The sequence below is a fragment of the Sphaerisporangium sp. NPDC004334 genome (assembly GCF_053602655.1).
Genome location: NZ_JBSGDZ010000006.1, coordinates 256,787 through 282,113 on the forward strand (window position 1 = coordinate 256,787; position 25,327 = coordinate 282,113).

Sequence of the window (25,327 nt, forward strand, 5' to 3'; positions counted from 1 at the left end):
CCGTCGGCATCCGGAAGCCACTACCGAGGACCGGCCCGCAGGCGTCACGGGACGCGCGTTGCTGTGCTGTGCGGACGCGGGGCACTTTCTCGGCTGTTCAGTTGTCTCGTCAGGCCAGTGTGCTCGGAAACGGCGCCCGTCGCACGGGACGCGCCGACCCGTTTCTCCATATCAGGCGGCCTTTGCCCTGATATGAGAGAGGGAGCGGCGCGGAGCCGCTCCCTCCCAGACTATCGGCGCAGGCCGAGCCGCTCGATCAGGGTGCGGTAGCGCGTGATGTCCTTGCTCATGAGGTACTTGAGCAGGCGCCGGCGCCGGCCGACCAGCAGCAGGAGCCCCCGGCGGCTGTGGTGGTCGTGCTTGTGGGTCTTGAGGTGCTCGGTGAGCTCGCTGATGCGCTTGCTGAGCAGCGCGATCTGCACCTCGGGGGACCCGGTGTCACCGTCTCCGGTCCCGTACTCGTCGATGATCGTCTTCTTGGCGGCGGTGTCGAGCGACACGGCTCTCCTTCAACTGTCTACGGGCACACCTCAGATTCGGAACTACGCACGACCGTGTGTGCCTACAGTCGCCGTAACAGGTCGGCGGGCAGCGCGAAGCCGCGACCGAGCCGACACGTCAGGCTACCATCGCCGCGAGACCGGCGCGTTCAATGCGCGAACAGGCCCGCGAACAGGGCGCGGCCGACCGGCCGCGGCGCCGGGCCGCGGCCGGGTCGCGGCGCCGGGCCGCGGCGCACGGGTCAGGGGCCGGTGAGCAGCCGGCGCGCCTGGTCGACGTCGTGGCGCATCTGGTCGATCAGCGCGTCGATGGAGTCGAACTTCAGCGTGTCGCGCAGCCGGGCCGTGAAGTCGACCACCACGTGCGCCCCGTACAGGTCGAGGTCGTCGCGGTCGAGGGCGTAGGCCTCGACGGTGCGCTCCACGCCCTCGAAGGTCGGGTTGGTGCCGATGGAGATGGCCGCCGGCCACCGTTCGCCCTCGTACGGGGAGGGCGACTGGGTGCACTCGAGCCACCCCGCGTAGACCCCGTCGGCCGGGATGGCGGTGAACGAGGGCGACTCGACGTTGGCCGTCGGGAAGCCGAGCAGCGCCCTGCCGCGCTGATGGCCGCGCACGACGACGCCCTCGACGCGGTGCGGCCGGCCGAGCGCCACCGCGGCGCCCTCGACGTCGCCCGAGGCGAGCAGCTCTCGGATCATGCTGGAGGAGATCGCCTCGCCGTTGCTCACCAGCGGAACCCCTTCGGCCACGAAGTCGTACTTCTCACCGAGCTGGCGGAGCGTCTCGATGTCGCCCGCGGCCTTGTGGCCGAAGCGGAAGTTCTCCCCCACGACGACCCCGGCGGCGTGCAGGCGGTCGACGAGCACCGCCTGGACGAACTCGTCCGGGCTCATCTGCGAGAACTCCAGCGTGAACGGCAGCACGCACACGGCGTCCACGCCGAGCGCGCCCAGCAGTTCGATGCGGTGCCGCGCCGTGCTCAGCCGGGGCGGGTGGGTGCCCGGCCTGACCACCTCGTCCGGATGGGGGTCGAACGTGATCGCCACGGAGGCGGCCCCCAGGTCGGCCGCCATGGCGACGGCACGTTCGACCATGCGCTGATGACCTTGGTGCACACCGTCGAACACCCCGATCGTGATGACGGACCTGCCCCAGTCTCCGGGCACGTCGTCGAGTCCGTGCCAGCCCTGCACCTCGACCTCGTTCCTTGGTGATGGTCGCGCTCATCCAAGCCTGCCATGCGCGGAGGGCATTTTCCCCGCACGGGGACGAGGGTAGCCCAGCGGCGGGCCCGCCGGGCGACGGCCCCGGCTCGCGGACACCGCGACGGCCGGGTGCGGACACCGCGACGGCCGGGTGCGGGCGCCCCGACGGCCGGGTGCAGGCGCCGGCCCAGGGTCTCCGGCGCCGCGCGGCCGGGCGTCGTGCGCGCCGAACGGGCTCAGAGGGACGCCTTGAGCCCCGAGCCGCACAGCGGCGCCACGACCTCCCCCTCGGCGTAGGGCGAGCCCTCGGCGCGCAACCGGCGCACCGCCGCGTACGCCACCGCCGCCGTGGGCTCCACCCACAGCCCCCGGGCGGCCAGGGCGGCGTGCGAGCCGGCGACCTCCTGCTCGGACACGGTGACCACGGCGCCGCCGGTGGCGCGGACGGCCGCGAGGATGCGCGCGCCGCGGGCGGGCGCCGCGATGGCGATGCCCTCGGCCACCGTCGGCCCGGAGGCCACCGGCGCCACCTCGGCGCGCCCGGCGGCGAACGCCGCGGCGAGCGGCGCGCACCGCTCGGCCTGCACGGCGACGATGCGCGGCACCCGGTCGGCGAGGCCCGCCTCGCGCAGGGCGGCGAACCCGAGGTGGGCGCCGATCACCAGTGTGCCGTTGCCCGCCGGCAGGACCACCGTGCCGGGGACCCTCCCGCCGAGCTGCTCGAACAGCTCGAAGGCGTAGGTCTTGGTGCCTTCGTAGAAGTAGGGGTTGTACACGTGGCTGGCGTAGAAGGCTCCGGTACGTTCCACGTGGCCGGCGGCGGCGCGGGCGGTGTCCTCGCGGGTCCCCTCCACCACGGTCACCCGGGCGCCGTGCCCTCTGATCTGGTGGAGCTTCTTCTCGCTGGTGCCGGCCGGCACGAAGATCTCGGCCGGGACGCCCGCGCGGGCCGCGTACGCCGCCACGGCCGTGCCCGCGTTGCCGCTGCTGTCGGCGACCAGCCGGTCGGCGCCGAGCAGGCGGGCGAGCGCCACCAGCATGACCGCCCCGCGGTCCTTGAACGAACCGGTCGGCGAGGCGTACTCGAGCTTCAGCCGCACGCCGGGCTCGCCGTCGAGGGCGGCGTCGACCAGCGGCGTCATGCCCTCGCCCAGGCTCAGCTCCCGGCCGGGCACGGCGATGGCGTCCCGGTAACGCCACAGGGAGTGGTCGCCGGGGCGGGGGTTCCAGGCGAGCGGGACGGGCGCGAGGTCCAGCGTTCCTCCGCAGTCGCACCGCCACCGGCGGGCCGAGGGAACGCTGGAACGGCCGCAGGCGCACACGTAGTCCGGCAGATCACGCGTCAACGGGCACCTCAGGGGACGAAGACGGCGAGAGGCTTGACCGAGCGGCCGCGCTCCTCGACCAGGGCGAGAAGGGCGCCGTCCGGGCCGAAAACGCCGATCGGGCCGCTTCCCAGACCCGCCGAGGCGAGCCGGCCGCCGTGGCCGATGAGCCGGGCGTCCTCGGCCGAGACGTCCATGCGCGGGAACGCCGCCGCGACCGCCTCGGCCATCGGCAGGATCACGCAGTCCTGCGCGAGCTCGTCCAGGGTGCGCGCCACCGACAGGTCGTAGGGGCCGACGCGGGTGCGGCGCAGGCGGGTCAGGTGACCGCCGACGCCGAGCGCGGCGCCGAGGTCGCGGGCCAGCGAACGGATGTAGGTGCCGCTGGTGCACCGCACCGAGGCGTCCACCTCGACCGCGTCGCCCTCGCGCCGCACGGCGGTGATCTCGAAGGCGTGGACGGTCACCGGGCGGGCCCGCAGCTCGACCTCCTCGCCGGCCCTGGCCCGCTTGTAGGCGCGCTCGCCGTTCACCTTGATCGCGCTGACCTGCGGCGGGACCTGCTCTATCGGCCCGGTGAGCGCGGCGACGCCCGCGTGGATCGCCTCGTCGGTCACCTGGCCCGCCGCGACCTCGGCCAGGATCTCGCCCTCGGCGTCGTCGGTGTTGGTGGTGACCCCGAGCCGGATCGTGGCGTCGTAGCCCTTCTCGGTGAGCGCCAGGTGGCCGAGCAGCCGTGTGGCCTTCTCGACGCCCACCACCAGCACCCCGGTGGCCATCGGGTCCAGGGTGCCCGCGTGGCCGACGCGGCGGGTGCCGGCCAGGCGCCGCATCCGGCCCACGACGTCGTGGGAGGTCCAGCCGGCCGGCTTGTCCACGATGACCAGCCCGCTGGGCGGCGCGGGACGCTTCTCGCGCGTCCCTCTGGCTGCCGGAGCACCCGGCTCACCGGCCGTCAGGGTGATCGGCTCGCTGCCCGCCAGGGGGCTCGGCTCGCTGCCGGCCGTACTCATCGGCACATCCTCGATGTCTCGTCTGCGGGTGGAAGGGAACGGGCGGGGCGCCGCTCAGCTCTTCGGGCCGAGGAGCGCGCACAGCTTGGCGATGGTCTCCTCGGGGGTGTCGCGGGAGGTGAAGCCCGCCGCCCGGACGTGACCGCCGCCTCCCAGGGCCGTGCAGGCACGGCCGACGTCCACTCCTCCCTTGGACCGGGTGGAGACCTGCCAGGCCCCGTCGTCGTCCTCCTTGAGCACGACGGCGACGTCCGGCTCGTCGGTGCGGCGGATGACGTCGATGATGCCCTCGACCTCCTCGTAGGGCAGGCAGTAGGCGGCCCGGTCGACGCGGGACACGTAGGTCCACACCATGCCGGCGCCCGCGGCGGCGTCCTGGTCGAGCCGGACGCGGCCGAGGACCGTGCCGAGGAGCTTGAGGTAGCAGAACGGGGAGCGGTCCCACAGCTCGCGGGCGATCTCGTCGGTGCGCAGGCCCGTCGCCACCAGCCGCGCCGCCATCTCGTGCACGGCCGGCGTGGTGGAGGAGTGCTTGAAGGAGCCGGTGTCGGTGACCAGGCCTGTGTAGAGGCAGGTGGCGACGTCGCGGTCGAGCTCGTAGCCGAGCCGGGCCATCAGCTCCTCGACCAGCATGGACGTCGAGGCGGCACGGGGGTCGACGATGGGGACGCTGCCGAACCCGGTGTTGGAGGGGTGGTGGTCGATGACGATCAGTTCGGCGGCCTTGCCCGCGTGGGGGGCGAGCAGGCCGAGCCGGTCGATGGTGGGGACGTCGAAGCTGATCATCAGGTCGGGCTCGGCGGGGTAGGCCGCCGGCTCCACCAGAAGGTCCTGGCCGGGGAGGAAGCGCAGCAGGCGAGGCACGGCGAAGTGGCGGTCGCCGAAGGAGGCCACCACGTGCTTGCCCGCCCGCCGCAGCGCCATGCCGAAGCCGAGCATGGAGCCCAGGGCGTCGCCGTCAGGGGTCACGTGGCAGATCAGCGCCACCTCGCGCGCGCCTGAGATGAGGGCGACGGCCCGGCGCCAGTCCTCCTCGCGCACCGCGGGCACGGGATCGCCGGTGTGCGTGCTGGGCATCACTGCGCCGAACGCCCCGCCCGGTCGTGCGACTCTGCCTCCACCCCCACTGGCGGCTCCTGGCCGTCCGGGCTCTCTTCGTCGCCCGGCTTGCGGTAGGGGTCGGGCTCGCCGGCGTGCACGGCGCCCTGCGCGCGCTTGGCGATCTCCTCGTCCCGGGCCTTGGCCTCGGCGAGCAGCTCGTCGAGGTGGCGGGCGCTGTCGGGCAGAGGGTCGTGGCTGAAGGTCAGGGTCGGGGTGAACCGCACGCCGGTCTGGCGGCCGACCTCCGCACGGATGATCCCCTTCGCGCTTTCCAGGGCCGCGGCGGTGTCGGCGCGCTCGGCCTCGGAGCCGAACACGGTGTAGAACACCGTCGCGTCACGGAGGTCGGCGGTGATGCGGGTGTCGGTCACCGTCACGAAGCCGAGGCGGGGATCCTTGATCCGCCGCTCCAGCATCTCGGCGACGACCTGCTGAATGCGGTCCGCAAGTTTGCGGGCGCGTGCTGCGTCCACGATCGCGCTCCCCCTCTTTACTCGCTTTAATCGCTTAACGGCCCGCGGGAATGGAGACTTCCCGCGGGCCCCTAATCTTCGTCCTCGTTGAACAGCCGCCGCTTGGCGGACAGCAGCTCGATCTCCGGATGGAACGCCACCAGCCGCTCGCAGGCGTCGAGCACCTCACCGCAGTTGCCGGCCGTCGCCGACACCACGGCGACGCCGATCTCGGTGCGCCGGTGCAGGTCGAGATGGCCGGTCTCGGCCACCGCGACCGCCGGGAACCGGCGGCGCACCTCGGCGATCAAAGGACGCACCACTGAGCGCTTCTGCTTGAGCGAGTGCACGTCGCCGAGCAGGATGTCCAGGGTCAGAGCACCTATGTACATGGCTGTCGCCGCGGGTGCGGGGCGATGGAACGCCGGGGGTGTCCGCGGGCCGAGACCCACGGACACCCTCCGTCGTGTCCGTCACCGCCGTCAGGCGCGCGGCTTCTCCCGCATCTCGAACGTCTCGATGACGTCGTCGATCTTGATGTCGTTGTAGCCGAGACCGATACCACACTCGAAGCCCTCGCGGACCTCGGTCGAGTCGTCCTTGAAGCGGCGGAGCGACGAGACGGTGAGGTTGTCGGCCACGACGACGCCGTCGCGGATGATGCGCGCCTTGCTGTTGCGGGTGATCGTGCCCGAGCGGACCAGACAGCCCGCCACGTTGCCGATCTTCGGGACCTTGAAGACCTCGCGGACTTCGGCGGTGCCCGTCTGGGCCTCCTCGAACTCCGGCTTGAGCATGCCCTTCAGGGCCGCCTCGATCTCCTCGATCGCCTGGTAGATGACCGAGTAGTAGCGGATGTCGACGCCCTCGCGCTCGGCCAGGTCGCGCGCCCGGACCTCGGGTCGCACGTTGAAGCCGATGATGACGGCGTTGTCGTCCGCGATCGCCAGGTTGACGTCGTACTCGGTGATCGCGCCGACCGCACGGTGGAGCACCCGCAGGCGCACCTCGTCGCCGACATCGATCTTGAGCAGCGCGTCCTCCAGGGCCTCCACGGAACCGGAGACGTCACCCTTGATGATGAGCTTGAGCTCGTCGACCTTGCCCTTCTCCAGGTCGCTGAACAGCTCTTCGAGGGTGCGGCGACGGCTGGACCTCGCCATGTCGGCGATGCGCTGCCGGGCCGCCCGCTGCTGGGCGATCTGGCGGGCCATGCGGTCGTCGGTGACGACGATGAAGTTGTCACCGGCGCTCGGCACGGCCGTCAGGCCCAGCACCAGGACCGGACGCGACGGGTCGGCCTCGGTGACCTGCTCGCCGCTGTCGTCCAGCATCGCCCGGACGCGGCCGAAGGCCTCGCCACAGACGATGGAGTCGCCGACCCGCAGGGTGCCGCGCTGCACGAGCACGGTCGCCACGGGGCCGCGGCCCTTGTCCAGGTGGGCCTCGATCGCGATGCCCTGGGCGTCCATCGTCGGGTTGGCCCGAAGGTCGAGCTCGGCGTCGGCGGTCAGCAGGATCGCCTCGAGCAGGTCGTCGATGCCGAGGCCCTGCTTGGCGCTGATGTCGACGAACATCGTCGAGCCGCCGTACTCCTCGGCCACCAGACCGTACTCGGTGAGCTGGGCGCGGACCTTCGTCGGGTCGGCGCCCTCCTTGTCGATCTTGTTGACCGCGACCACGATCGGCACCTCCGCCGCGTGGGCGTGGTTGAGGGCCTCGATGGTCTGCGGCTTCACACCGTCGTCGGCGGCGACCACCAGCACGGCGATGTCGGTCGCCTGCGCACCACGGGCACGCATGGCGGTGAACGCCTCGTGACCCGGGGTGTCGATGAAGGTGATCTTGCGCTCCTGGCCTTCGTGCTCGGTCGCGACCTGGTAGGCGCCGATGTGCTGCGTGATGCCACCGGCCTCACGGGCCACCACGTTGGTGTTGCGGATGGCGTCCAGCAGCTTGGTCTTACCGTGGTCGACGTGACCCATGACGGTCACGACCGGCGGGCGTGCCGCGAGGTCGCTCTCGTCGCCCTCGTCCTCGCCGAACTCGATGTCGAAGGCCTCGAGAAGCTCGCGGTCCTCCTCCTCCGGGCTGACGACCTGGATGGCGTAGTTGAGCTCGGCGCCGAGAAGCTGCAGGGTCTCCTCGTTCACCGACTGGGTGGCGGTCACCATCTCGCCGAGGTGCAGCATGATCTGCACCAGCGAGGCGGGGTTCGCACCGATCTTGTCGGCGAAGTCGGACAGCGAGGCTCCGCGCGGCAGGCGCAGGGTCTGGCCGGTGCCGCGGGGGACCTGCACGCCGCCGATCGACGGGGCCTGCATGTTGTCGAACTCTTGACGCCTCTGGCGCTTGGACTTGCGTCCGCGCGTCGGACGGCCGCCGGGACGCCCGAAGGCTCCCGCCGTGCCGCCGCGGCCGCGGGCACCGCCGCCACCGGGACGACCGGCGAAACCGCCACCGCCACCGGCACCCGCGCCGGCGCCACCGCCGGGACGACCGCCGGTGCCCGTGCGGGGGCCGCTGAAGCCGCCGCCACCAGGACGACCGGCGCCACCGCCACCGCCACCGCCGGGACGGCCACCGCCGCCACCGGGACGACCGCCGCCGCCACCGGGACGGCCACCGCCACCGCCGCCACCGCCCTGGCCGGGGCCGGACGGGCGCGAAGGCATCATCATCGGGTTCGGACGCGGCCCACCGGGACGGGGACCGCCCGCACCGGGACCGGGACGCGGCCCGCCGGCGCCGGGACCCGGACGCGGACCCGCCGCTCCGGGCGGGCCGGAACGCGCGCCCGGCGGACGCGGCATCGCGCCGTCGCGGGGACCCTCGCGGCGCGGCTCGCGCGGACCGGCGCCATCTCGGCGCGGCTCGCGGGGACCGCCCTCACGGGGAGCGCCGTCGCGGCCGGGAGGGCCACCGCCCTCACGGCCCGGACGCGGCGGGCGCTGGCCCATGCCGCTCGCGGTCGAGGAGAACGGGTTGTTGCCCGGACGCGGGCCGCGCGGACCCGGCTTCGGGCCGCCCGGACGCGGAGCGCCGGAGCCGGGCGCGCCGGATCGCGGACCCGCCGGAGCGCCGGGAGCGCTCGGAGCGCTCGGAGCACCGCCACCGGACGCCGCCGGGGCGCCGGAACGCGGAGCGGCCGGGCCCGGACGGGGGCCGGGCTTCGGGCCGGGACCCGGGCGCCCACCGGGCGAGGCCGGACGGGCGTCGGAACGCGGGGCCTCGAACCGGGGGGCCTCGGTGCGGGGGGCCTCGGTGCGGGGCGCCTCGGTGCGGGGAGCCTCGGCGCGAGCGGCCTCAGGACGCGGCGCAGCCGGGCGCGGAGCCTCGGTGCGAGCGGCCTCGGGACGCGGCGCGGCCGGGCGGGGGGCCTCCTGCGGAGGCTGGTTCACGTGGGGCATCGGAACTGGCGGGCGCGGCGCGACGTTCGCCGGACCCGGACGCGGACCAGGGCCGGGACGCGGGCTGGGGCCCGGCCGCGGAACACCCTGACCCGGCGCGGGCGCGCCGTTGCCGGCCTGGCTCGGAGCCGGCCGGGGGGACGCCTTCGGCGCCCTGGACGACCTGTCGCCGCCCCTGGAATCGGAGGACCCCTTCAGGGCCTCCGTAAGCTTGCGGACCACCGGCGCTTCTATCGTTGAAGACGCCGATCGCACGAACTCGCCCATTTCTTGGAGCTTGGCCATCACGACCTTGCTCTCTACTCCGAACTCCTTGGCGAGCTCGTAGACTCGGACCTTCGCCACTGCACTCCCTAACTCGGCCCGGGAGGCTGTGCCGCCGGACCGTCGCTACCTAGACGTACTCATCGCCGCATGCTCATCAGGCGCTCATCGCTATCTGACCCGCCCATCGACTCGGCGTCCTACATGACAGTTGGTAACCATTCACCCGGTCCTACTCGGCGTCAAGCCCTGCCAGGTGAGCGCGCAGACACGCCGCGTCAAGCGACTCCGCGACTCGGAACGAACGCGGAAACGCCCGGCGACGTTCGGCGAGCTCCAGGCAGCTCAGCGCCCGGTGCAGATATGCACCTCGGCCCTGAAGCCGTCCTCGCTGGTCGGGAATGATCTCACTCCCGACCACCACCAGGCGGAGCAGCTCGGACTTTACCGTGCGAACCCGGCAGCCCACACACGTTCTTAGGGGGGCCGCCCGGCCACCGTACTCAAGCTTACCTTGTGGAGGCATCGGCGGGGCCGACGGCATCCCCTGCGGCGGGCGCCTGGGTATCGGGCCGGATGTCGATGCGCCACCCGGTGAGGCGAGCGGCCAGCCGGGCGTTCTGCCCCTCTTTGCCGATCGCGAGCGAGAGCTGGTAGTCGGGCACGGTCACCCGGGCGACGCGACCATCGAGATCGATCACCTCGACATGTGAAACCCGCGCCGGCGACAGGGCATTCCCGACGAAGTCGGCAGGATCGTCCGACCAGTCGATGATGTCGATCTTCTCGCCGTGCAGCTCGGTCATGACGTTGCGCACCCGTGACCCCATCGGGCCGATGCAGGCGCCCTTGGCGTTGACCCCGCCCCGGCGCGAGCGGACCGCGATCTTGGTGCGGTGGCCGGCCTCGCGGGCGATGGCGGCGATCTCCACGGTGCCGTCGGCGATCTCGGGCACCTCCAGCGCGAAGAGCTTCTTCACCAGGTTCGGGTGCGTGCGCGACAGCGTGACCGAGGGGCCCTTGTGGCCCTTCTTCACCTGCACCACATAGCAGCGCAGGCGCTCGCCGTGCACGTAGTCCTCGCCGGGGACCTGCTCGTTGTGCGGCAGGATCGCCTCGATCTTGCCCAGGTCGACCAGCACCACCCGGGGGTCCTTACCCTGCTGGATGACCCCGGCGACCAGCTCGCCCTCGCGGCTGGCGAACTCGCCGAAGTTGATCTCGTCCTCGGCGTCCCTGAGCTGCTGCAGGATGACCTGCTTGGCCGTGGTCGCGGCGATGCGGCTGAAGTTGCCGGGGGTGTCGTCGTACTCCCTGGCGATCTGGCCCTCGTCGTCGAGCTCGGCCGCCAAGATGGTCACGTGCCCGGAGGTGCGGTCGAGCTCGGCGCGAGCCTTGGCCGCCGCTCCCTCGGTGCGGAAGTACGCGATCAGAAGCGCGTCCTCGATGGCCTTGACGACCAGGTCGAAGGAAATGTCCTTCTCCCGCTCCAGGCTGCGCAGGACGCTCATGTCAATGTCCACAAGGCTCCCCCCTAGCCCTCATCGCCGTCGTCGTCGCCGGCGTCGTCTTCATCATCCGTCTCGTCGTCGAGCCGGCGGAACTCAACCTGCACCCGCCCCTTGGCCAGCTCTTCCCACGCCAGCGGGCGTGAGGCCTCCCCCACCGACAGCTCGACGCCGGTGTCGCCGACGGCCAGGACGCGGCCCTCCAGCGAGGTGCCGTCACGCAGGTCGGCCTTCACCAGCCTGCCCTTGGCGCGGCGCCAGTGGCGCGGCTCGGTGAGCGGGCGGTCGACCCCGGGCGAGGAGACCTCCAGCACGTACGGGCTGCCGCCCATCACGTCGCTGTCGTCGAGTGCCTGCGACACCATCTGGCTGATGTCGGCGACCTTGTCGAGGCTGACGCCGTCGTCGCCGTCCACGATGACGCGCAGGAGGCGCCGCTTGCCCGCCGGGGTGACGATGACATCTTCAAGATCGAGGCCCTCGGAGGCCGCGACGGGTTCAAGAAGCTTGATCAGGCGGTCACGTCGAGCGTCTGCGCCCATGCTGACCTCCCAGTTGTTTCAACGGCCGTCTCAAGGGACGGCCGAATGCGTACCTCGCCCAACGGTTCACCAGCCTATCGACACCGGGGCACGGAAAGAGCGTCACTCGGTTACCCACCGGGCGACGCGCCGTACGATGCTATGTGCCAAGCCAGGAAAAGCCGTCATTCACAAGGAGGCCGCACCGTGCGTCAGCGTGCCCTGACCCGGCGCGTGGTGCTGCGCGGCACCGCGGCCGCGGCGGTCGCCGCCTCCGTGGCCGGATGCTCCGGCGGCGGGCCGGCGCCGGGCGCCGCGCCCACGCCGCGGCCGCCCGATGCCGAGACGGTGCTGCTCACCGGCGTCATCGCCGACAAGGAGCAGATGGTCGCCCTCTACCGGCAGGCGGCCCGCGCGAACGCCAAGACCGCCGCGAGGCTCCAGCCGTTCCAGCAGCGCCATGAGGCCCACCTGGCCGAGCTGCGGCGCCGCCTGCCCGCCCCGGCATCGCCTCCGGCGGGCACGCCCACGCCGTCGGCCTCGGCGGGCGGCTCTCCTTCGGCGGCGGCGGTCTCCATCGGCACGCTGAGGCAGATGGAGGGCAAGGCGGCGGCCGCCCGCCTCCGGCAGGTCCGCACGGTCTCCGCCCCGCTGGCCCAGTTGCTCGCCTCCATCGGCGCGTGCGAGGCCGCGCACGCGGCGGCCCTGGCGAGGCCGAGGTGACCGACGCCCTCAGCGAGCTGAACAAGGTGCTGGCCGCCGAGCACGCGGCCGTCTACGCCTACGGCGTCGTCGGCGCGCGCTCCTCCGGCGACCAGCGCACCACGGCGACGGCGGGCTTCAACGCCCACCGGGCCAGGCGCGACCAGATCCGCGGCCTGATCGCGGCCAGGGGCGGCACGCCCTCGGAGGCCGGCCCCGCCTATGAGCTGCCGTTCCCGGTGACCGCCCCGCGCGAGGCCGCCCGGCTGGCCGCGCTGGTCGAAGACCGCGTGACGGCGGCCTATCTGGAGCTGGTCGCGGTCGGCGATCTGTCGCTGCGGCGGCTGGCCGCGCAGGCCATGCAAGAGTGCGCCGTACGGGGCTACGGCTGGCAGCCGGTGATCGCCGCGTTGCCGGGGCACCCGGCGCCCGCGCCGGCCCCTTCTCCGGCGGGACGGGCGACCGGCTCGCCGCCCGTTTCCCTCGACCAGTAAGGCACTTTCTCCCATACCTCCACGTTTGCGATCGGTGCGCGGGGTAGTTGCTGATCCATCGCAACGCACGGAGGGACACATGGGCTGGAGTTACCGTAAGTCGATCAAGATGGGGCCGTTCAGGCTCAACCTGTCGCGCAGCGGTGTCGGACACAGCTATGGCGGACGAGGCTTCCGTGTCACCAAGACCGCCGACGGGCGGCGCACCATCACCGTGAACCTGCCGGGCGGCTTCCACTGGCGCAAGACGCTCGGCGGCAGCCGTAGTTAGACCGGTCGCCGGGCCGGTGGCCCGGCGTCCACGAGCCGCGCGCCGTGCAGTTCGACTCTGACGCGGTGCGTGTAGGGGCTCGCCGCCTCGGGCCGAGAGGCGGCGGGCCCTTTTCCATGCCGGCTTTCCATGCCGGCCGGATCTCCATGCCGGCCGCCCGGAGCGCGCGGGCGCCGCGCGAGGCGGCGCGGGCGGCCCGGGCCGCGGGTCAGGCGCCCTGGGCGGGCTCCGGCTCGGCGGCCGCGGCCAGCACCCGGCCGACGGCCTCGGGCAGGGGGATCTCCTGCTTGGTCCCCGAGGCGCGGTCGCGCAGCTCCACGACCCCCTGGGCCAGCCCGCGGCCGATGATCAGGATGGTGGGGACGCCCAGCAGCTCGGCGTCCTTGAACTTCACGCCCGGGGAGACCGAGGGGCGGTCGTCGACCAGGACGCGCAGCCCCTTGCCCTCCAGCTCCTCGGCGAGCGCGAGCGCCACCTCGACCTGGTTGTCCTTGCCGGTGCCGACGATGTGGACGTCGGCGGGCGCGATCTCGCGCGGCCAGACCAGGCCGAGCTCGTCGTGCTTCTGCTCGGCGAGCACCGCGACGGCACGCGAGACGCCCACTCCGTAGGAGCCCATGGTGATGCGGATGGGCTTGCCGTCGGGGCCGAGGGCGTCCAGGCCGGCGGCGTCGGCGTACTTGCGGCCGAGCTGGAAGATGTGGCCGATCTCGATGCCGCGGTCGATGGACAGCGGGTGGGCGCAGCGGGGGCAGGAGTCGCCTGCGCGCACCTCGGCGGCCTCGATGATGCCGTCGGGCTCGAAGTCGCGGCCCGCGACGACGTGGGCGGCGTGCCGGCCCTGCTCGTTGGCGCCGGTGACCCAGGACGAGCCCGCCACGACCCGGGGGTCGACCAGGTAGCGGATGCCGAGCCCCTTGAGGACCTGCGGGCCGATGTAGCCGCGCACGAGGCCGGGGTGCTTGGCGAAGTCGGCGGCCTCGAAGATCTCGGGGACGCCGGGCGACAGCGAGGCCTCCAGCCGCTTGAAGTCGACCTCGCGGTCGCCGGGCACGCCGATGACCAGCGTCTCGGCTTCGCCGGACCCGGGGGTGCGCACCTTGACCACGACGTTCTTCAGGGTGTCGGCGGCGCCGACACCGAGGCCGTAGCGCTCGTTGACGAAGGAGACCAGCGAGTCGATGGTCGGGGTGTCGGGGGTGTCCAGCACCTCCATGGCGGGGTGCTCGGCGGTCACGGCCGGGGGCGCGGGGGTGGTGAAGGCCTCGGCGTTGGCGGCGTACCCGCAGTTGTGGCAGGCCACGAAGGTGTCTTCGCCGGTGGGGGTGGGCGCGAGGAACTCCTCGGAGGCCGAGCCGCCCATCGCGCCGGACATCGCGAAGCAGATCTTGTAGTGGATGCCGAGCCGGTCGAACATCTTGATGTAGGCCTCGCGGTGCAGCTCGTAGGAGCGCTTGAGGCCGTCGTCGGCGAGGTCGAAGGAGTAGGAGTCCTTCATGACGAACTCGCGCCCGCGCAGGATGCCGGCCCGGGGCCGGGCCTCGTCGCGGTACTTGGTCTGAACTTGGTAGAGGATGACCGGATAGTCCTTATAGGAGGAGTACTCCCCCTTGACCATGTCGGTGAACATCTCTTCGTGGGTGGGGCCGAGCAGGTAGTCGGCGCCCTTGCGGTCCTTCAGCCGGAACAGCGTGTCGCCGTACTCGGTCCAGCGGCCGGTCGCCTCGTAGTACTCACGGGGCAGCAGCGCGGGGAACAGGACCTCCTGGCCGCCGATGGCGTTCATCTCCTCGCGCACGACGCGGGCGACGTTCTCCATGACGATCTTGCCGAGGGGCAGCCACGAGTAGATGCCCGGGGCGACGCGGCGGACGTAGCCGGCGCGGACGAGCAGCTTGTGGCTCGGCACTTCCGCGTCCGCCGGATCCTCACGCAGGGTGCGCAGGAACAGGGTGGACATACGCAGCAGCACGGCTACTCCTCGGTCGCGGTGGTTGACAGGTATACAGGCTATCGAGTCCCGCGGGACCGCCGGCCGATTTACGCCGCTCGCCCGGTGGCCCCCGCCGCCGTCGCCGGGTGGCCCGACCGGATTATTGCGACCGCCCTCGGCGTGCGAGTCTGGTCGGGAGGACCCGCCTGGGCGAGAATCGGCGCAAGACGTCGCGGGGCCGGCAGGGTCCCGCTAAGGAGGCCGCATGTCGCTGCGCGTGGCGATCGTCGGATCGGGTCCCGCCGGTATCTACACGGCCGAGGCCCTGACCAAGCAGGCGGGCGAGCCCGTCGAGATCGACGTCCTGGACCGCCTGCCCACCCCGTACGGGCTGGTGAGGTACGGCGTCGCCCCCGACCACACCTCGATCAAGTCGATCGCCGGCTACCTGCGCAAAGTGCTGGAGCTGCCGTCGGTGCGCTTCTTCGGCGGTGTGGAGCTGGGCTCCGACGTCACGGTCGACGATCTCGCCGCCTGCTATGACGCGGTGGTCTACTGCACGGGCGCGATGGTCGACCGGCACCTCGGCATCGCCGGCGAGGACCTCCCCGGCAGCGTGGCCGCCACCGACTTCGTCAACTGGTACTGCGGTCACCCCGACGTGCCGCCCGACGCCTTCTCCCTCGACAGCGCCGAGGTGGCGGTCATCGGGGTCGGCAACGTGGCGGTCGACGTGGTGCGCATCCTGGCCAAGACGGCCGACGAACTGCGCTCCACCGACGTGCCGCAGGAGGTCCTCGACCGGCTGGCCAAGAGCCAGGTGACGACCATCCACATGATCGGCAGACGGGGTCCCGAGCACGCCAAGTTCACCCTCAAGGAGCTTCGCGAGCTCGGCGAGCTGGCCAACTGCGACGTGCTCGTCCGTCCGGACGAGGCCGGGTCGGGCGAACTGGGCGAGCTTTCGCGGCAGATCCGGGGCAACGTGGAGGTCCTGAGGTCCTGGTCGTCGCGGACCCCGTCCGGCCGGCCCCGCCGGCTGGACGTGCGGTTCTGGCTGCGCCCGGTGGAGATCCTCGGCGCCGGCAGGGTCGAGGCGCTGCGGCTGGAGCGCACGCGCCTTTCGGAGGGCCGGGTCGTGGGCACCGGCGAGTACGAGACCATCCCGGCCGGCATGGTGCTGCGCTCGGTGGGCTACCAGAGCGTCCCGCTGCCGGGGGTGCCGTTCGACACCGCGACGATGACCGTGCCCAACACGGCCGGGCGGGTCGGCGAGGGGCAGTACGTCGCGGGCTGGCTCAAGCGCGGGCCGACCGGCGTCATCGGCACCAACAAGTCCGACGCCGCCGAGACCGTGCGCACCTTGCTGGCCGACCTCGCCGCGCGCCCTGAGCGGCCCGAGCCGGGCTCCCGGCTGGAGGACATGCTGGCCGCGCGCGGGGTGCGTCCGGTGACCTACGCGAACTGGCTGGCCATCGAGGCCGCCGAGGCGGCCCTGGCCCTGTCCCTGGGCCGCGGCGAACACGTCAAGCTAGTAGGCCGCCCCGCCATGCTCGCCGCCTTCACCCCCTCCACCCCCGAACCCTGATCCGCCTTCCGCGACGGGGGCCCCAAGGGCGTGGCCGGCGCGGCGGAGGGCGGCGGCCAGGGTCCTGACGGTCGCGGGTTCGTCCATCACGCCGCCGCCGGCGTCGCGCCGCTCCTCCCAGGCGCGGACGCGCCCGGCGTAGGCGTCGCGGGTCGCCAGGTGGAAGGCGTACACGGTGGCGTACCGGCTGACCAGGTGCGAGGGGTGCATGTCCCAGCCCTGGTAGAACCCGTGGCGCAGCGAGTGGCGCACCATGCCGGCGTGCGCCCGCCACAGCGCGTGCACATCCCGCGTCGAGCCGGAGGCGGGTGAGGCGGCCAGCGAGCCGTCCGACAGCTCAACCCCGGTGCCGGCGAGCGCGACGCGCATCACCTCTCGGGCGTGGTCGCAGACCGGATGGTCAAGGCGCTGCTCGGCGGGCGGGAGCCCGCAGGCGGCGGTGTAGTCGAACACCCCGAAGTGCGCCGCGGCCAGGCGCCCGCCCAAAGACGGCACCAGGTCGGGCGAGCGGGCGAGGAAGAGCACGGTCTGCGGCGCCTCCACCTGCATCTCGAAGCGCAGCGTGCCGGACGCGAGCCCCAGTCCCTCCTCCAGAGAGGCCAGGCATCCGGCGAACCGCCCGAGGTAGGCCTCCATGAGGACCTTGGGGAAGGTGATGGTGAAACCGGGCGGCAGCCCGCCGGCCCGGGCGGCGACCTCGGTGAGGAAGCCGTCGAGGGTGCGCAGGCTGCGGGCCGGGTCCCCGTCGGCGAACGACTTGACCCGCAGCCCCCAGCGGCGCGGCAGCGTACCGGCGGCGTGCATGGCGGCGACCGCCTCGGCGGCCCGGACGGCGTGCTCGTCCTCCTCGGCCGCCGGGCGCGTCCCGTACCCGTCCTCGAAGTCGATCCGCAGGTCCTCGACGGGCTCGCGGGCGAGCTTGCGGGCCACCCGGCCGCGGACGTCATCGGCCGTCTCCGCCGCGACGGGCCCGAAGAGCGCCGGCAGGGCCGCGCCGCCGGGCAGGTGGCGCTCCAGCAGGCTCAGGGCCTCCTCGCCCCACGCCTGCACGGTCCCCGCGCCGAAGCGGTCGGCGGGCACGTACACGGTGTGCACCGGCTGCCAGGCGCCGCCGGTCGCGGGGTAGCGCCGCGACTGCTCGGCCAGGGCGGCGTCCGCGCCCGGCACGTCGTGGCCGCCCAGGGTCAGGCGCACCTCAGATCGTGTCCACCAGGTCGCGCCAGCGCCGGACGCGCTCGGCGTCGACCGGGTCGGACCAGGACGAGCGCGCGGCGCTGCCGATGTGGAAGGCGCGCACGCCGTAGTCGAGAAGCGGAGGGACCAGGTGGGGCCGGAGCCCGCCGCCGGCCAGGATGATCGGCGCGTCGCCCGCCTCGGCGCGCGACCGCAGCACCGGCAGCCCCGCGGCGATGCCCGAGGGGTCGCCGGAGGTGAGCACGGTGGCGAGGTTGGGCAGCAGCCGCACGGCGCGCCAGCCCGCCTGCACGTCGGCCGCGTTGTCCACGGCCCGGTGGAAGGTCCAGGGCAGCGGCGTGACGGCCTGGATCAGCGCCTCGGTGGCCGCGAGGTCCACCTTCCCCTCCTCGTCGAGGAAGCCGAAGACGAACCCCGCCGCTCCGGCGTCGGCCAGGACGCGCGCGTCGCGCTCCAGGCCCTCCAGCTCCTCGGGGGTGGCGCCGTAGCCGGCGTTGGAGCGGAGCATCACCATCTGCGGCAGCGCGGACTTCTTGGCGATCGCCGCCACGGTCTCCGGGGCGGGGGTGAGCCCGCCGACGGACATGTCGGCCACGATCTCCAGGCGGTCCGCGCCGCCGTCCTCTGCGGCCACGGCGTCGCGCACGTTCAGCGCGATCACCTCGAGCAGCGATCCGGTCATGGGTCCTGAGGTTATCGGACCCTCTTGTCCATAGATGGACCGCTACCACCCGCAAGCCGGCCAATGATCCGGGGTAGGCCGGCTACATCATGATCTGTTCCGGGGGCACCATGATCCGGTCCACCGCCGGAAAGTGCCGCCGGGCAGGCGGTTCAGTGGGTCGCCACATGCGCGGACCTGCGGCGCCGCGCGTGCGGCAGCGCCGGGGACGCCAGGTCGGCGGCCCGCTGGAACAGCGCACCCGAGGCGCGGTGCGGGAGGTCCACCGTGCGGACGTGCCGGAACCCGAGCTTGCGGTAGTACCCCTGAAGGCCCGGGTTGTTCTTGGAGCAGTCGAGCCGCAGCCATCGCCGGCCGGTCGCCGCCACGCGCAGAGCCGCCCAGTCGAGCAGCGTCCCGCCGAGGCCGGACCCGGCGAAGGCCCGCTTGACGGCCAGCTTGTGGACGTACAGGCCCGATTCGGGGTGGTCGGCGCGCCGCCAGAACTCCGGGTCGGCGTGGTCGTCCAGGGCCATCGTGGCGGCGGGGACGCGGATCTCTCCCTCCTGGCGGGCGTCCTCGTCGTCCAGCACGTACATGGTCCCCTCGGCGATCAGCGGCTCGATGCGCGCGGCCGGGAAGCCGTCGGCCGGCCACTGGCGGATGCCCCGGGTGTGCAGCCAGCCCGCCGTCTCCGCCAGTAGCGCGAGGACGCCGGGCAGGTCTTCGGGGGTGGCATTACGCAGCGTGAGGGAACCGGCCTGCTGGAGGGTGTGGGAGTACATGACTCGTCCTTTCGTCGCCGTGTGTAGCGCCTCGAACACCGAACGTGCTCGACCGGGGGCGCGGCCCTATCAGTCAAGGCCGGAGTGAACGGCGTCAGCCGCCGGGCCTGTGGGCGTCAAGGGCCGCGATGGCGGCCCCGGCCCGCGCCGGCGGCAGGACGGCGCGGCCGCGTCGCGAAGCGAGACGGCGCGCGCGAGGTCAGCTCAGTGCGAGCTCGTACCTGATCAGATGCTTGTCGGCGGGCAGTACCGACAAGGCGACCCGGACCGGGGTGCCCTCACGGTCGTAGCCAACTCGGACATATACGACAACAGGGGTACCAGGTTCGAGTTGCAGGCGGGCGGATTCCTCAGGAGTCGGCATACGAGCCGAGATGTCGTCCACGACGCGGACCTGGCGGTGACCCAGTTCCTCCAGCACGCGGTTGGCCCCACGCGTGATGTCCGCCGGACGGGCGATCTCGGAATCGCGCACCAGCGTGTGCGGGAAGTAGGAGTCGTTGGTGTTGTAGGGCTGGTCGTCGACATAGCGCAGCCGCCGCCGCACCACCGCGAGCGCGTGCTCCTCCAGCTCCAGCCTCGCGGCGATCTCCTCGGGCGGCTCCACGATCGAGACCTCGATCTCCTGGCCGGGCTTGCGGCCCTCCTTGGTGACCGCCTCGGCGAACGCCTCCCGGCGCAGCACGCCCGGCGGGGTGTTGAGCTCGGCCTGGGGACGCATGAGAAGCGCGCGGCGGTCGCGAACGAAGCTGCCGCGCCGGCGCATCCGGGTGATCAGACCCTCGTTCTCCAGCTCGGCCAGGGCGAGCCGTACCGTGTTGCGACTGACCTCATGGCTGTCCATGAGGTCCATCTCCGTCGGCAGCTGGGCGCCCGGCCCGAGCTCGCCGGAGTAAATCGCCCTGCGTAGCTCGCCGGCCACCTGCTGGTACAGCGTCGACCGTGCCAAATCTCACCTACGGTTGCGTCCTTTTGTACCTACGAATTTAGACGATCTCGATCTGACGGCAAACAACCCCTTGACCCAAGCGTCTCCACACCGCATTATCCAAACGTTGGTACAAATCCATCAAAGAGGCGGCGAGGGGTGAGGGCCTGTGCTGGCAGTCCGGGCGGGCACGCCATATCTGCCCTGGCACGATCCCCGCGAGGCGACGCGTCTACTGCGCTACGCGCTGCACCGGGAGGGGTTCACCCACACCTACCAGAGCAGCGCGAACGGGATGTCGGTGCTGTCGGTGACCACCGGTTTGACCGTGTGGTGCCGCAGCGGGTCGTTCGTGTGGAACGAGGACGGCCTCACGGTCACCCATCCGTCCGATGACCCCGTCGGAGCCGCGCAGCTCGTCAAGCGCCATCTCCGCCGGCCGGTCGAGGAGGAGCCCGAGGATTCCCGGGCCCACGACTCCGGCGACCGGCCGCCCACAGACTCCGTGCGGTAAACGACGGCCAGGACCCCAACCCTCGCCGGGGTCCTGGAAGTCGCGCCGGGGCGGAACGTGTCCTGGCGGGTCCCCCACGCCCGCCAGGACACGCCTTCCGCTATCACCGTCGGCCACGGCCCTCCCCCCGTCAAGGCCGTTCCCCGCCCCTTCACGGCGCTCCCCGCCCCCCCGTCACGGCGGCTCTCCGTCCCGCGCCCGGCCCTCCCCGGTTCCTCGTGACGCGGACGTGGCCGCCGTCACACGTCGCGGTCTTGACCTGAACCACGGTTGAGGTTGCATGCTGAATCGCGGCACCCTCGCCGGGCGGACCGACCCGCCCGGCCGCGCGGGGCAGCCTTCCAGGAGGGACCGGGCGTTGATCGACAGGCAGAGCGCTCCGCCTCCCCTTCCCCCTCTCCCTCACGTGCGGGCCGCCGACTCGCCCGGGCCGGACGTCTCCGGCCGGAGCGGGCCGCCCGCTCCGGCCGCCGGGCGCCACTCCGCCGGGGCCGACGGGCACGCCTCGGGGGCGGGCGACCGACGCTCTCAGACCCCTGATAACGGACACGGTGCGCCCCCCGATAACGGACACCGACCGCACCCCGATAACGGACACGCGCCGGCGCCCGGCACGTCGTCCCCGGGAGGCGACGCGTCCGACCCCCGGCACTTCAGGAACGTGCTCGGCAGGTTCGCCACCGGCGTGGTGGCGGTGACGGCGATCGACCCGGCCGACGGCGCACCCCGCGGCCTGGCGGTGAACTCCTTCACCTCGGTGTCGCTGGATCCGCCGCTCGTGTCCTTCTGCGTCTCGACCGCCAGCACGACCTGGCCGCGCATGAAGGCCGCGCCCACCCTCTGCGTGAACGTCCTGTCCGAGCGGCAGGAGCACGTGAGCAGGCGGCTCGCCGCCAGGGTCTCCGACAAGTTCACCGGCCTGTCGTGGAGGCCGTCGCCGGGAGGCGGCCCGCTGTTCGAGGGCGCGCTGGCCTGGCTCGACTGCGCGATCGAGTCCGAGCACCCGGCGGGCGACCACATCATCGTCGTGGCCCGCGTGCTGGCGCTGGACGCGCACGCCGACCATGGCCCCCTGCTGTTCTTCCGCGGCGACTACGGCCGCTTCAACGCCTGACCGAGCCGCTGTACGGCATCATCGGGGGGCATGACTCTGTTCTCGGTGGACGGCAAGACCGTCGTGGTCACGGGCGGCTCGCGGGGCATCGGCAAGATGATCGCCGCCGGTTTCGCGGCGGCCGGCGCCACCGTCTACCTCTCCTCACGCAAGGCCGCCGAGCTGCACGAGACGGCCGCCGAACTCGGCTGCGCCGCCGTCCCCGCCGACCTGTCGACGCCGCAGGGCATCGAGACGCTCGTCTCGGCCGTGTCCGAGCGCGAGAGCCGGCTGGACGTGCTGGTGAACAACGCCGGCGCCACCTGGGGCGCTCCGCTGGAGGAGTATCCCGAGCACGCCTTCGACAAGCTCTGGGGCATCAACGTCAAGGGCGTGTTCTACCTGACCCAGCGCTTCCTGCCCTTGCTGCGCGCCTCCGCGACCGCCGACGACCCGGCCCGCGTGATCAACATCGGGTCCGTGGACGGCCTTCGCGCGCCGGGCGTCGAGAACTACGCCTACTCGGCGGCCAAGGCGGGCGTCCACATGCTGACCCGCCACCTGGCGCACCGGCTCGCCGGCGAGTCGATCACCGTCAACGCCATCGCACCCGGGCCGTTCGAGTCCAAGATGATGGCCTTCGCGCTGGACGATCCGGGGATGCGCGCCGCCGTCGAGTCCCAGGTGCCGCTCGGGCGCATCGGACGCCCGGACGACATGGCCGGAGCGGCGATCTTCCTGGCCTCCCGCGCGGGCGCCTACCTGACCGGCGCCGTGATCCCCGTAGACGGCGGCATCTCCACCGTCTGACCCGCGCGTGGTGTCCTCCCACCCGGACCTCGGCCATCTCGAGTCGGCGTCGGGCATCGTCCGCGGGCTCAAGGCACTGCCGGCGCCGTGGCATGGCCGAGCATGGCATGCTGCGCGAGCAGTCCGGCCCGGGTCCTGTTGGGGCAGTCCAGCTTGACCAGGATGCGCGACACGTGCCCCTTGACCGTGGCCTCGGACAGGTGCAGCCGGCGGGCGATCTCGGCATTGGACAGACCCTCGCCGAGGCGGTCGAAGACCTCCCGCTCCCTCCCGGTCAGGGCCCCGATCAGTGTGAGCCTGCCGTCCTGGCTCGCCTGGCGGCCGGCCGCGGCGTTCAGCAGCCTCCGCGTCGTGGCGTCGGACAGCACGGTGTGGCCGCCGGCCGCCACCCGGACCAGCCCGATGAGGTCCTGAGGCGGGGTGGACTTGAGCAGGAAGCCGGCCGCCCCCGCCTGCAGGGCTCGAAGAACGTGGTGGTCGGTGTCGAAGGTGGTGAGCGCGACCACGATCGGCGGCTCACGCAGCGCGGCGATGTGACGGATGGCGGTGATGCCGTCGACGCCCGGCATCCGCAGGTCCATCAGGACGACATCGGGACGGTACCTGGTGACGGCGTCCAGCGCCTCGGCGCCGTCGTACGCCTCGCCGACGATCTCCACCTCGCCGGAGGTGTCGAGGATCGTCCGCAGGTGCGCGCAGACCAGCGGGTCGTCGTCGACCAGAAGGAGGCGGATCACGGGCCCTCCCCCGCCGCCGGGAGGACCGAGGGCAGGTCCGCCTCGACCCGATAGCCGCCGTCGGCGCACGCTTCGGCGCGCAGCGTACCGTTGATCAGTTCGATGCGCCGTCGCAGGCCGAGCAGCCCGGCACCGGCACCGGCCGACGCCAGCACCGCATCGCCCGCTCTGGTCGGTGCGGTGCTGCGGACGCTCACCCGGACGCCGGCGGGGAGATGCCGGACCTGCAGCCGCACCCGCGCTCCCGGTGCGTGCTTGTACACGTTCGTCAAGGCCTCCTGAACGACTCGATACGCGGTACGGCCGACCACGGGCGGCAGCAGGCACGGGCCTTCCGCGCCGTCCACCTCGACGACCGTCCCGATCGACCGCGCCGACTCGACCAGCCCGGACAGGTCGGGCATCGGTTCGAGCGGCCCCGTGCTCGCCGCGTCCGAGGGGCCGGCGGCGTTGAGCAGCCCGACCAGGTCACGCAGTTCGCCGAGGGTCTGGCACCCGGTCGTGCGAAGTTGTCCCGCCGCCTGCCTGGACGCCTCGTCGGACGCGGTCAGCTGCAACGCTCCGGCCTGCAGCACCATGACACTCACCCGATGACTGACGACGTCGTGTATCTCCGCCGCCAGCCGCAGCCGCTCCTGCCTGCGGGCCTGCTCGGCACGCAGGTGGTGGCCGCGCCTGGCGCGTTCGGCTCGCGCCACGACGTATCTGCCCAGGACGACGGGCGCGCCGACCAGGATCAGGACCATGCCGGCGACGGCGACCGCGCGGGACGAGGGCGGCGCGCCCACAAACGCGATGGCGGCCACCAGGACCAGCGGCGGCCAGGCCAGGCGAGGGTTGCGGGCGAAGACCGCCGCGGCGTACGCGGCGAAGGGGACGGCCGCCGGAATCAGTGTGATCTCCGGTTCCAGGCGGGTTCCCGGCGTGAGCCCCGGCCACACCCGCACCGCCGCCACCAGGATGACCGCGAGCAGCGCCATGAGCCAGGCGACCGCCACCGGTGCCCGGCGGCGGAACCAGAGCGATAGCGCGCTCGCCACCAGCAGGCAGAAGACGCACAGGTCATACGGCTCGCGGAGAACCGGGACCTGGGTCACCGTTCCCGACAGCGAGACGACGCCGGCCACGACCACCACGACGATGTCCGCAACCCGCTCACGCCCCATGGCGAGACCCTAGCCAACGCCGTTCAGCCGACGACCGAGACCGAGCAAAAACCATACTTAAGTCGCATACAGCACCCCCTTCGGGACGTTCCAGCGGTCGCGAATCCCTTCTTCACGCGCTGTCGCCGGCGGTCCGCGCCGCGCTGGAATCGGCTCATGCTCGACAGACGGAAACTGCTGCTGGGATCCGCCGCGGCCACTGGAGCGATATTGCTCGGCGCGTGCGGGCGAAGCACGACGAGACCTCGGCCGAAGGCCCGCACGGGGTACCTGAAAGTACCGGGAGCACGGCTGTACTACGAGACGCGAGGCTCCGGGCCACCCCTGCTGATGATCCATGGCGGCGGGACCGACGCCGGCTCCTTCGCCGCCATAGCCCCCGAACTGGCCGAACACTACACGGTCATCACCTACGACCGGCGCGGGAACTCCAGGAGCCACCTGGACGGGCCGCCGGCCGACCTGCGACTCGACCAGCAGGCCGACGACGCCGCCCTGCTGCTCAAGACGCTGATCGACACGCCGCCGCACGTGTTCGGCAGCAGCGGAGGCGCCATCGTCGCGCTCGAACTCGCCACCCGCTACAGAAACCGCCTCGGCACGGTGGTCGCGCACGAGCCGCCGGTGCCGGCCGTGCTCGCCGACGCCGCGGCGCAGCAGGCCAAGTACGAGGCCGTCTACCAGACGTACCGCTCAAGGGGAGCACAAGAGGCATTTCGCCAGTTCATCGCCATAGATCCAGGAAAGGAGGATCCGGCGGCGGACGGCGACTATCCCGCCGACCCGGATTTCGGCGCCCGGATCCAGGGCAACCTGGAATTCCTGCTGGCCCACGAGATGCTCCCGTTCATCCGGTACCGGCCCGGCCTCGCCGCCCTCCGCCTGAAGCTCCCCGGCCTGGTGCTAGGAGTGGGCCGGTACCAGGCCGAGATCGCGACCCGGATCGTCCTGACCCTCGCCGATCGACTCGGCGCCGAGGCGACGCCATTTCCCGGCGACCACACCGGCTACATCTGGCGCCCCCGGGAGTTCGCCGGGAAACTTCACGCGGTCCTGACCTGAGCACGCCCGCCGGCGGAGAGCCCTGCGACATATCCGGACGGTAATCGGCAATCGGCTCAGACGTAACGTAAACCTTAAAAATCACTC

General features: G+C 72.4%; 26 protein-coding genes. 8 read left to right on the plus strand and 18 right to left on the minus strand.

Translation table 11 applies throughout. The features are described 5' to 3' along the window. Positions 1 to 230: 230 nt before the first annotated feature. The 11 genes from rpsO to rimP form a co-directional block, all read right to left on the minus strand. On the minus strand, positions 231 to 500 hold the full coding sequence (gene rpsO, locus ACWEN6_RS09660; protein ID WP_354835243.1) for a 30S ribosomal protein S15: 270 nt from the start codon (positions 498 to 500) through the stop codon (positions 231 to 233). A gap of 242 nt (positions 501 to 742) precedes the next feature. After that, complete coding sequence (locus ACWEN6_RS09665) at positions 743 to 1,696, minus strand: bifunctional riboflavin kinase/FAD synthetase (RefSeq protein WP_354835245.1); 954 nt, start codon at positions 1,694 to 1,696, stop codon at positions 743 to 745. 248 nt (positions 1,697 to 1,944) lie between these two features. After that, a complete protein-coding gene (locus ACWEN6_RS09670) occupies positions 1,945 to 3,054 on the minus strand; it encodes a pyridoxal-phosphate dependent enzyme (RefSeq protein WP_452569803.1) in 1,110 nt (369 codons plus the stop codon). A gap of 8 nt (positions 3,055 to 3,062) precedes the next feature. Then, positions 3,063 to 4,046: a tRNA pseudouridine(55) synthase TruB gene (gene truB, locus ACWEN6_RS09675; protein ID WP_452569804.1), complete on the minus strand. Its 984-nt coding sequence runs from the start codon at positions 4,044 to 4,046 to the stop codon at positions 3,063 to 3,065. Between the two features lie 54 nt (positions 4,047 to 4,100). Continuing rightward, the gene (locus ACWEN6_RS09680; protein WP_452569805.1) at positions 4,101 to 5,123 is read right to left on the minus strand and encodes a DHH family phosphoesterase; all 1,023 of its coding nucleotides are present in this window, start codon (positions 5,121 to 5,123) and stop codon (positions 4,101 to 4,103) included. Further along, positions 5,123 to 5,623: a 30S ribosome-binding factor RbfA gene (gene rbfA, locus ACWEN6_RS09685; RefSeq protein ID WP_452569892.1), complete on the minus strand. Its 501-nt coding sequence runs from the start codon at positions 5,621 to 5,623 to the stop codon at positions 5,123 to 5,125. The genes ACWEN6_RS09680 and rbfA overlap by 1 nt, the downstream gene beginning before the upstream one ends. A gap of 68 nt (positions 5,624 to 5,691) precedes the next feature. Continuing rightward, the gene (locus ACWEN6_RS09690; RefSeq protein ID WP_354835253.1) at positions 5,692 to 5,991 is read right to left on the minus strand and encodes a DUF503 domain-containing protein; all 300 of its coding nucleotides are present in this window, start codon (positions 5,989 to 5,991) and stop codon (positions 5,692 to 5,694) included. A gap of 90 nt (positions 5,992 to 6,081) precedes the next feature. Next, on the minus strand, positions 6,082 to 9,354 hold the full coding sequence (gene infB, locus ACWEN6_RS09695) for a translation initiation factor IF-2 (RefSeq protein WP_452569806.1): 3,273 nt from the start codon (positions 9,352 to 9,354) through the stop codon (positions 6,082 to 6,084). A gap of 151 nt (positions 9,355 to 9,505) precedes the next feature. Then, positions 9,506 to 9,817, minus strand: coding sequence for a YlxR family protein (locus ACWEN6_RS09700; protein ID WP_354915604.1), 312 nt, complete (start codon positions 9,815 to 9,817; stop codon positions 9,506 to 9,508). Further along, the gene (nusA, locus tag ACWEN6_RS09705; RefSeq protein ID WP_354835259.1) at positions 9,783 to 10,784 is read right to left on the minus strand and encodes a transcription termination factor NusA; all 1,002 of its coding nucleotides are present in this window, start codon (positions 10,782 to 10,784) and stop codon (positions 9,783 to 9,785) included. The genes ACWEN6_RS09700 and nusA overlap by 35 nt, the downstream gene beginning before the upstream one ends. Before the next feature lie 23 nt (positions 10,785 to 10,807). Next, a complete protein-coding gene (gene rimP, locus ACWEN6_RS09710) occupies positions 10,808 to 11,323 on the minus strand; it encodes a ribosome maturation factor RimP (protein WP_354835261.1) in 516 nt (171 codons plus the stop codon). Positions 11,324 to 11,509: 186 nt separating this feature from the next. Between rimP and ACWEN6_RS09715 the strand changes: the two genes are divergently transcribed. The 3 genes from ACWEN6_RS09715 (at position 11,510) to ACWEN6_RS09725 (ending at position 12,769) form a co-directional block, all read left to right on the plus strand. Continuing rightward, positions 11,510 to 12,025, plus strand: a complete 516-nt coding sequence (locus tag ACWEN6_RS09715) for a hypothetical protein (RefSeq protein WP_452569807.1) — start codon at positions 11,510 to 11,512, stop codon at positions 12,023 to 12,025. Then, on the plus strand, positions 12,022 to 12,498 hold the full coding sequence (locus ACWEN6_RS09720) for a ferritin-like domain-containing protein (protein ID WP_354835265.1): 477 nt from the start codon (positions 12,022 to 12,024) through the stop codon (positions 12,496 to 12,498). The genes ACWEN6_RS09715 and ACWEN6_RS09720 overlap by 4 nt, the downstream gene beginning before the upstream one ends. 79 nt (positions 12,499 to 12,577) lie before the next feature. Then, complete coding sequence (locus tag ACWEN6_RS09725) at positions 12,578 to 12,769, plus strand: DUF4236 domain-containing protein (protein WP_354835267.1); 192 nt, start codon at positions 12,578 to 12,580, stop codon at positions 12,767 to 12,769. Between the two features lie 208 nt (positions 12,770 to 12,977). Here the strand turns inward: ACWEN6_RS09725 and ACWEN6_RS09730 are convergent, their stop codons facing one another. After that, positions 12,978 to 14,741 carry a proline--tRNA ligase gene (locus ACWEN6_RS09730; protein WP_452569808.1) on the minus strand — a complete coding sequence of 588 codons (1,764 nt, stop codon included), beginning with the start codon at positions 14,739 to 14,741 and terminating at the stop codon, positions 12,978 to 12,980. Between the two features lie 226 nt (positions 14,742 to 14,967). On the opposite strand from ACWEN6_RS09730, the gene ACWEN6_RS09735 reads away from it, so the two are divergent. Beyond that, positions 14,968 to 16,290 carry an FAD-dependent oxidoreductase gene (locus ACWEN6_RS09735; protein ID WP_452569809.1) on the plus strand — a complete coding sequence of 441 codons (1,323 nt, stop codon included), beginning with the start codon at positions 14,968 to 14,970 and terminating at the stop codon, positions 16,288 to 16,290. On the opposite strand, the gene ACWEN6_RS09740 is transcribed toward ACWEN6_RS09735, so the two are convergent. From ACWEN6_RS09740 to ACWEN6_RS09755, 4 genes are all read right to left on the minus strand, one after another. Beyond that, a complete protein-coding gene (locus ACWEN6_RS09740; protein ID WP_452569810.1) occupies positions 16,234 to 17,484 on the minus strand; it encodes a DUF6986 family protein in 1,251 nt (416 codons plus the stop codon). The two genes, ACWEN6_RS09735 and ACWEN6_RS09740, sit on opposite strands and share 57 nt — an antisense overlap. A 1-nt stretch (position 17,485) precedes the next feature. Then, a complete protein-coding gene (locus ACWEN6_RS09745; protein ID WP_452569811.1) occupies positions 17,486 to 18,166 on the minus strand; it encodes a copper homeostasis protein CutC in 681 nt (226 codons plus the stop codon). 152 nt (positions 18,167 to 18,318) lie between these two features. Continuing rightward, positions 18,319 to 18,930, minus strand: a complete 612-nt coding sequence (locus tag ACWEN6_RS09750) for a GNAT family N-acetyltransferase (protein ID WP_452569812.1) — start codon at positions 18,928 to 18,930, stop codon at positions 18,319 to 18,321. A gap of 199 nt (positions 18,931 to 19,129) precedes the next feature. Continuing rightward, complete coding sequence (locus tag ACWEN6_RS09755; RefSeq protein WP_354835279.1) at positions 19,130 to 19,879, minus strand: GntR family transcriptional regulator; 750 nt, start codon at positions 19,877 to 19,879, stop codon at positions 19,130 to 19,132. A 148-nt stretch (positions 19,880 to 20,027) separates the two neighbouring features. Here ACWEN6_RS09755 and ACWEN6_RS09760 point away from each other — a divergent pair, with 148 nt between their 5' ends. From ACWEN6_RS09760 to ACWEN6_RS09770, 3 genes are all read left to right on the plus strand, one after another. Continuing rightward, on the plus strand, positions 20,028 to 20,372 hold the full coding sequence (locus ACWEN6_RS09760) for a hypothetical protein (RefSeq protein WP_354835281.1): 345 nt from the start codon (positions 20,028 to 20,030) through the stop codon (positions 20,370 to 20,372). Between the two features lie 661 nt (positions 20,373 to 21,033). Continuing rightward, on the plus strand, positions 21,034 to 21,486 hold the full coding sequence (locus ACWEN6_RS09765; RefSeq protein WP_452569813.1) for a flavin reductase family protein: 453 nt from the start codon (positions 21,034 to 21,036) through the stop codon (positions 21,484 to 21,486). Positions 21,487 to 21,516: 30 nt separating this feature from the next. Further along, positions 21,517 to 22,275, plus strand: a complete 759-nt coding sequence (locus tag ACWEN6_RS09770; RefSeq protein ID WP_452569814.1) for an SDR family oxidoreductase — start codon at positions 21,517 to 21,519, stop codon at positions 22,273 to 22,275. 68 nt (positions 22,276 to 22,343) lie between these two features. Here the strand turns inward: ACWEN6_RS09770 and ACWEN6_RS09775 are convergent, their stop codons facing one another. Further along, complete coding sequence (locus ACWEN6_RS09775; protein ID WP_452569815.1) at positions 22,344 to 23,012, minus strand: response regulator; 669 nt, start codon at positions 23,010 to 23,012, stop codon at positions 22,344 to 22,346. Then, on the minus strand, positions 23,009 to 24,178 hold the full coding sequence (locus ACWEN6_RS09780; protein WP_452569816.1) for a sensor histidine kinase: 1,170 nt from the start codon (positions 24,176 to 24,178) through the stop codon (positions 23,009 to 23,011). Before ACWEN6_RS09780 ends, ACWEN6_RS09775 begins: the two co-directional genes overlap by 4 nt. Positions 24,179 to 24,334: 156 nt before the next feature. On the opposite strand from ACWEN6_RS09780, the gene ACWEN6_RS09785 reads away from it, so the two are divergent. After that, positions 24,335 to 25,240, plus strand: a complete 906-nt coding sequence (locus tag ACWEN6_RS09785) for an alpha/beta fold hydrolase (protein ID WP_452569817.1) — start codon at positions 24,335 to 24,337, stop codon at positions 25,238 to 25,240. The last annotated feature ends 87 nt before the right edge of the window (positions 25,241 to 25,327 follow it).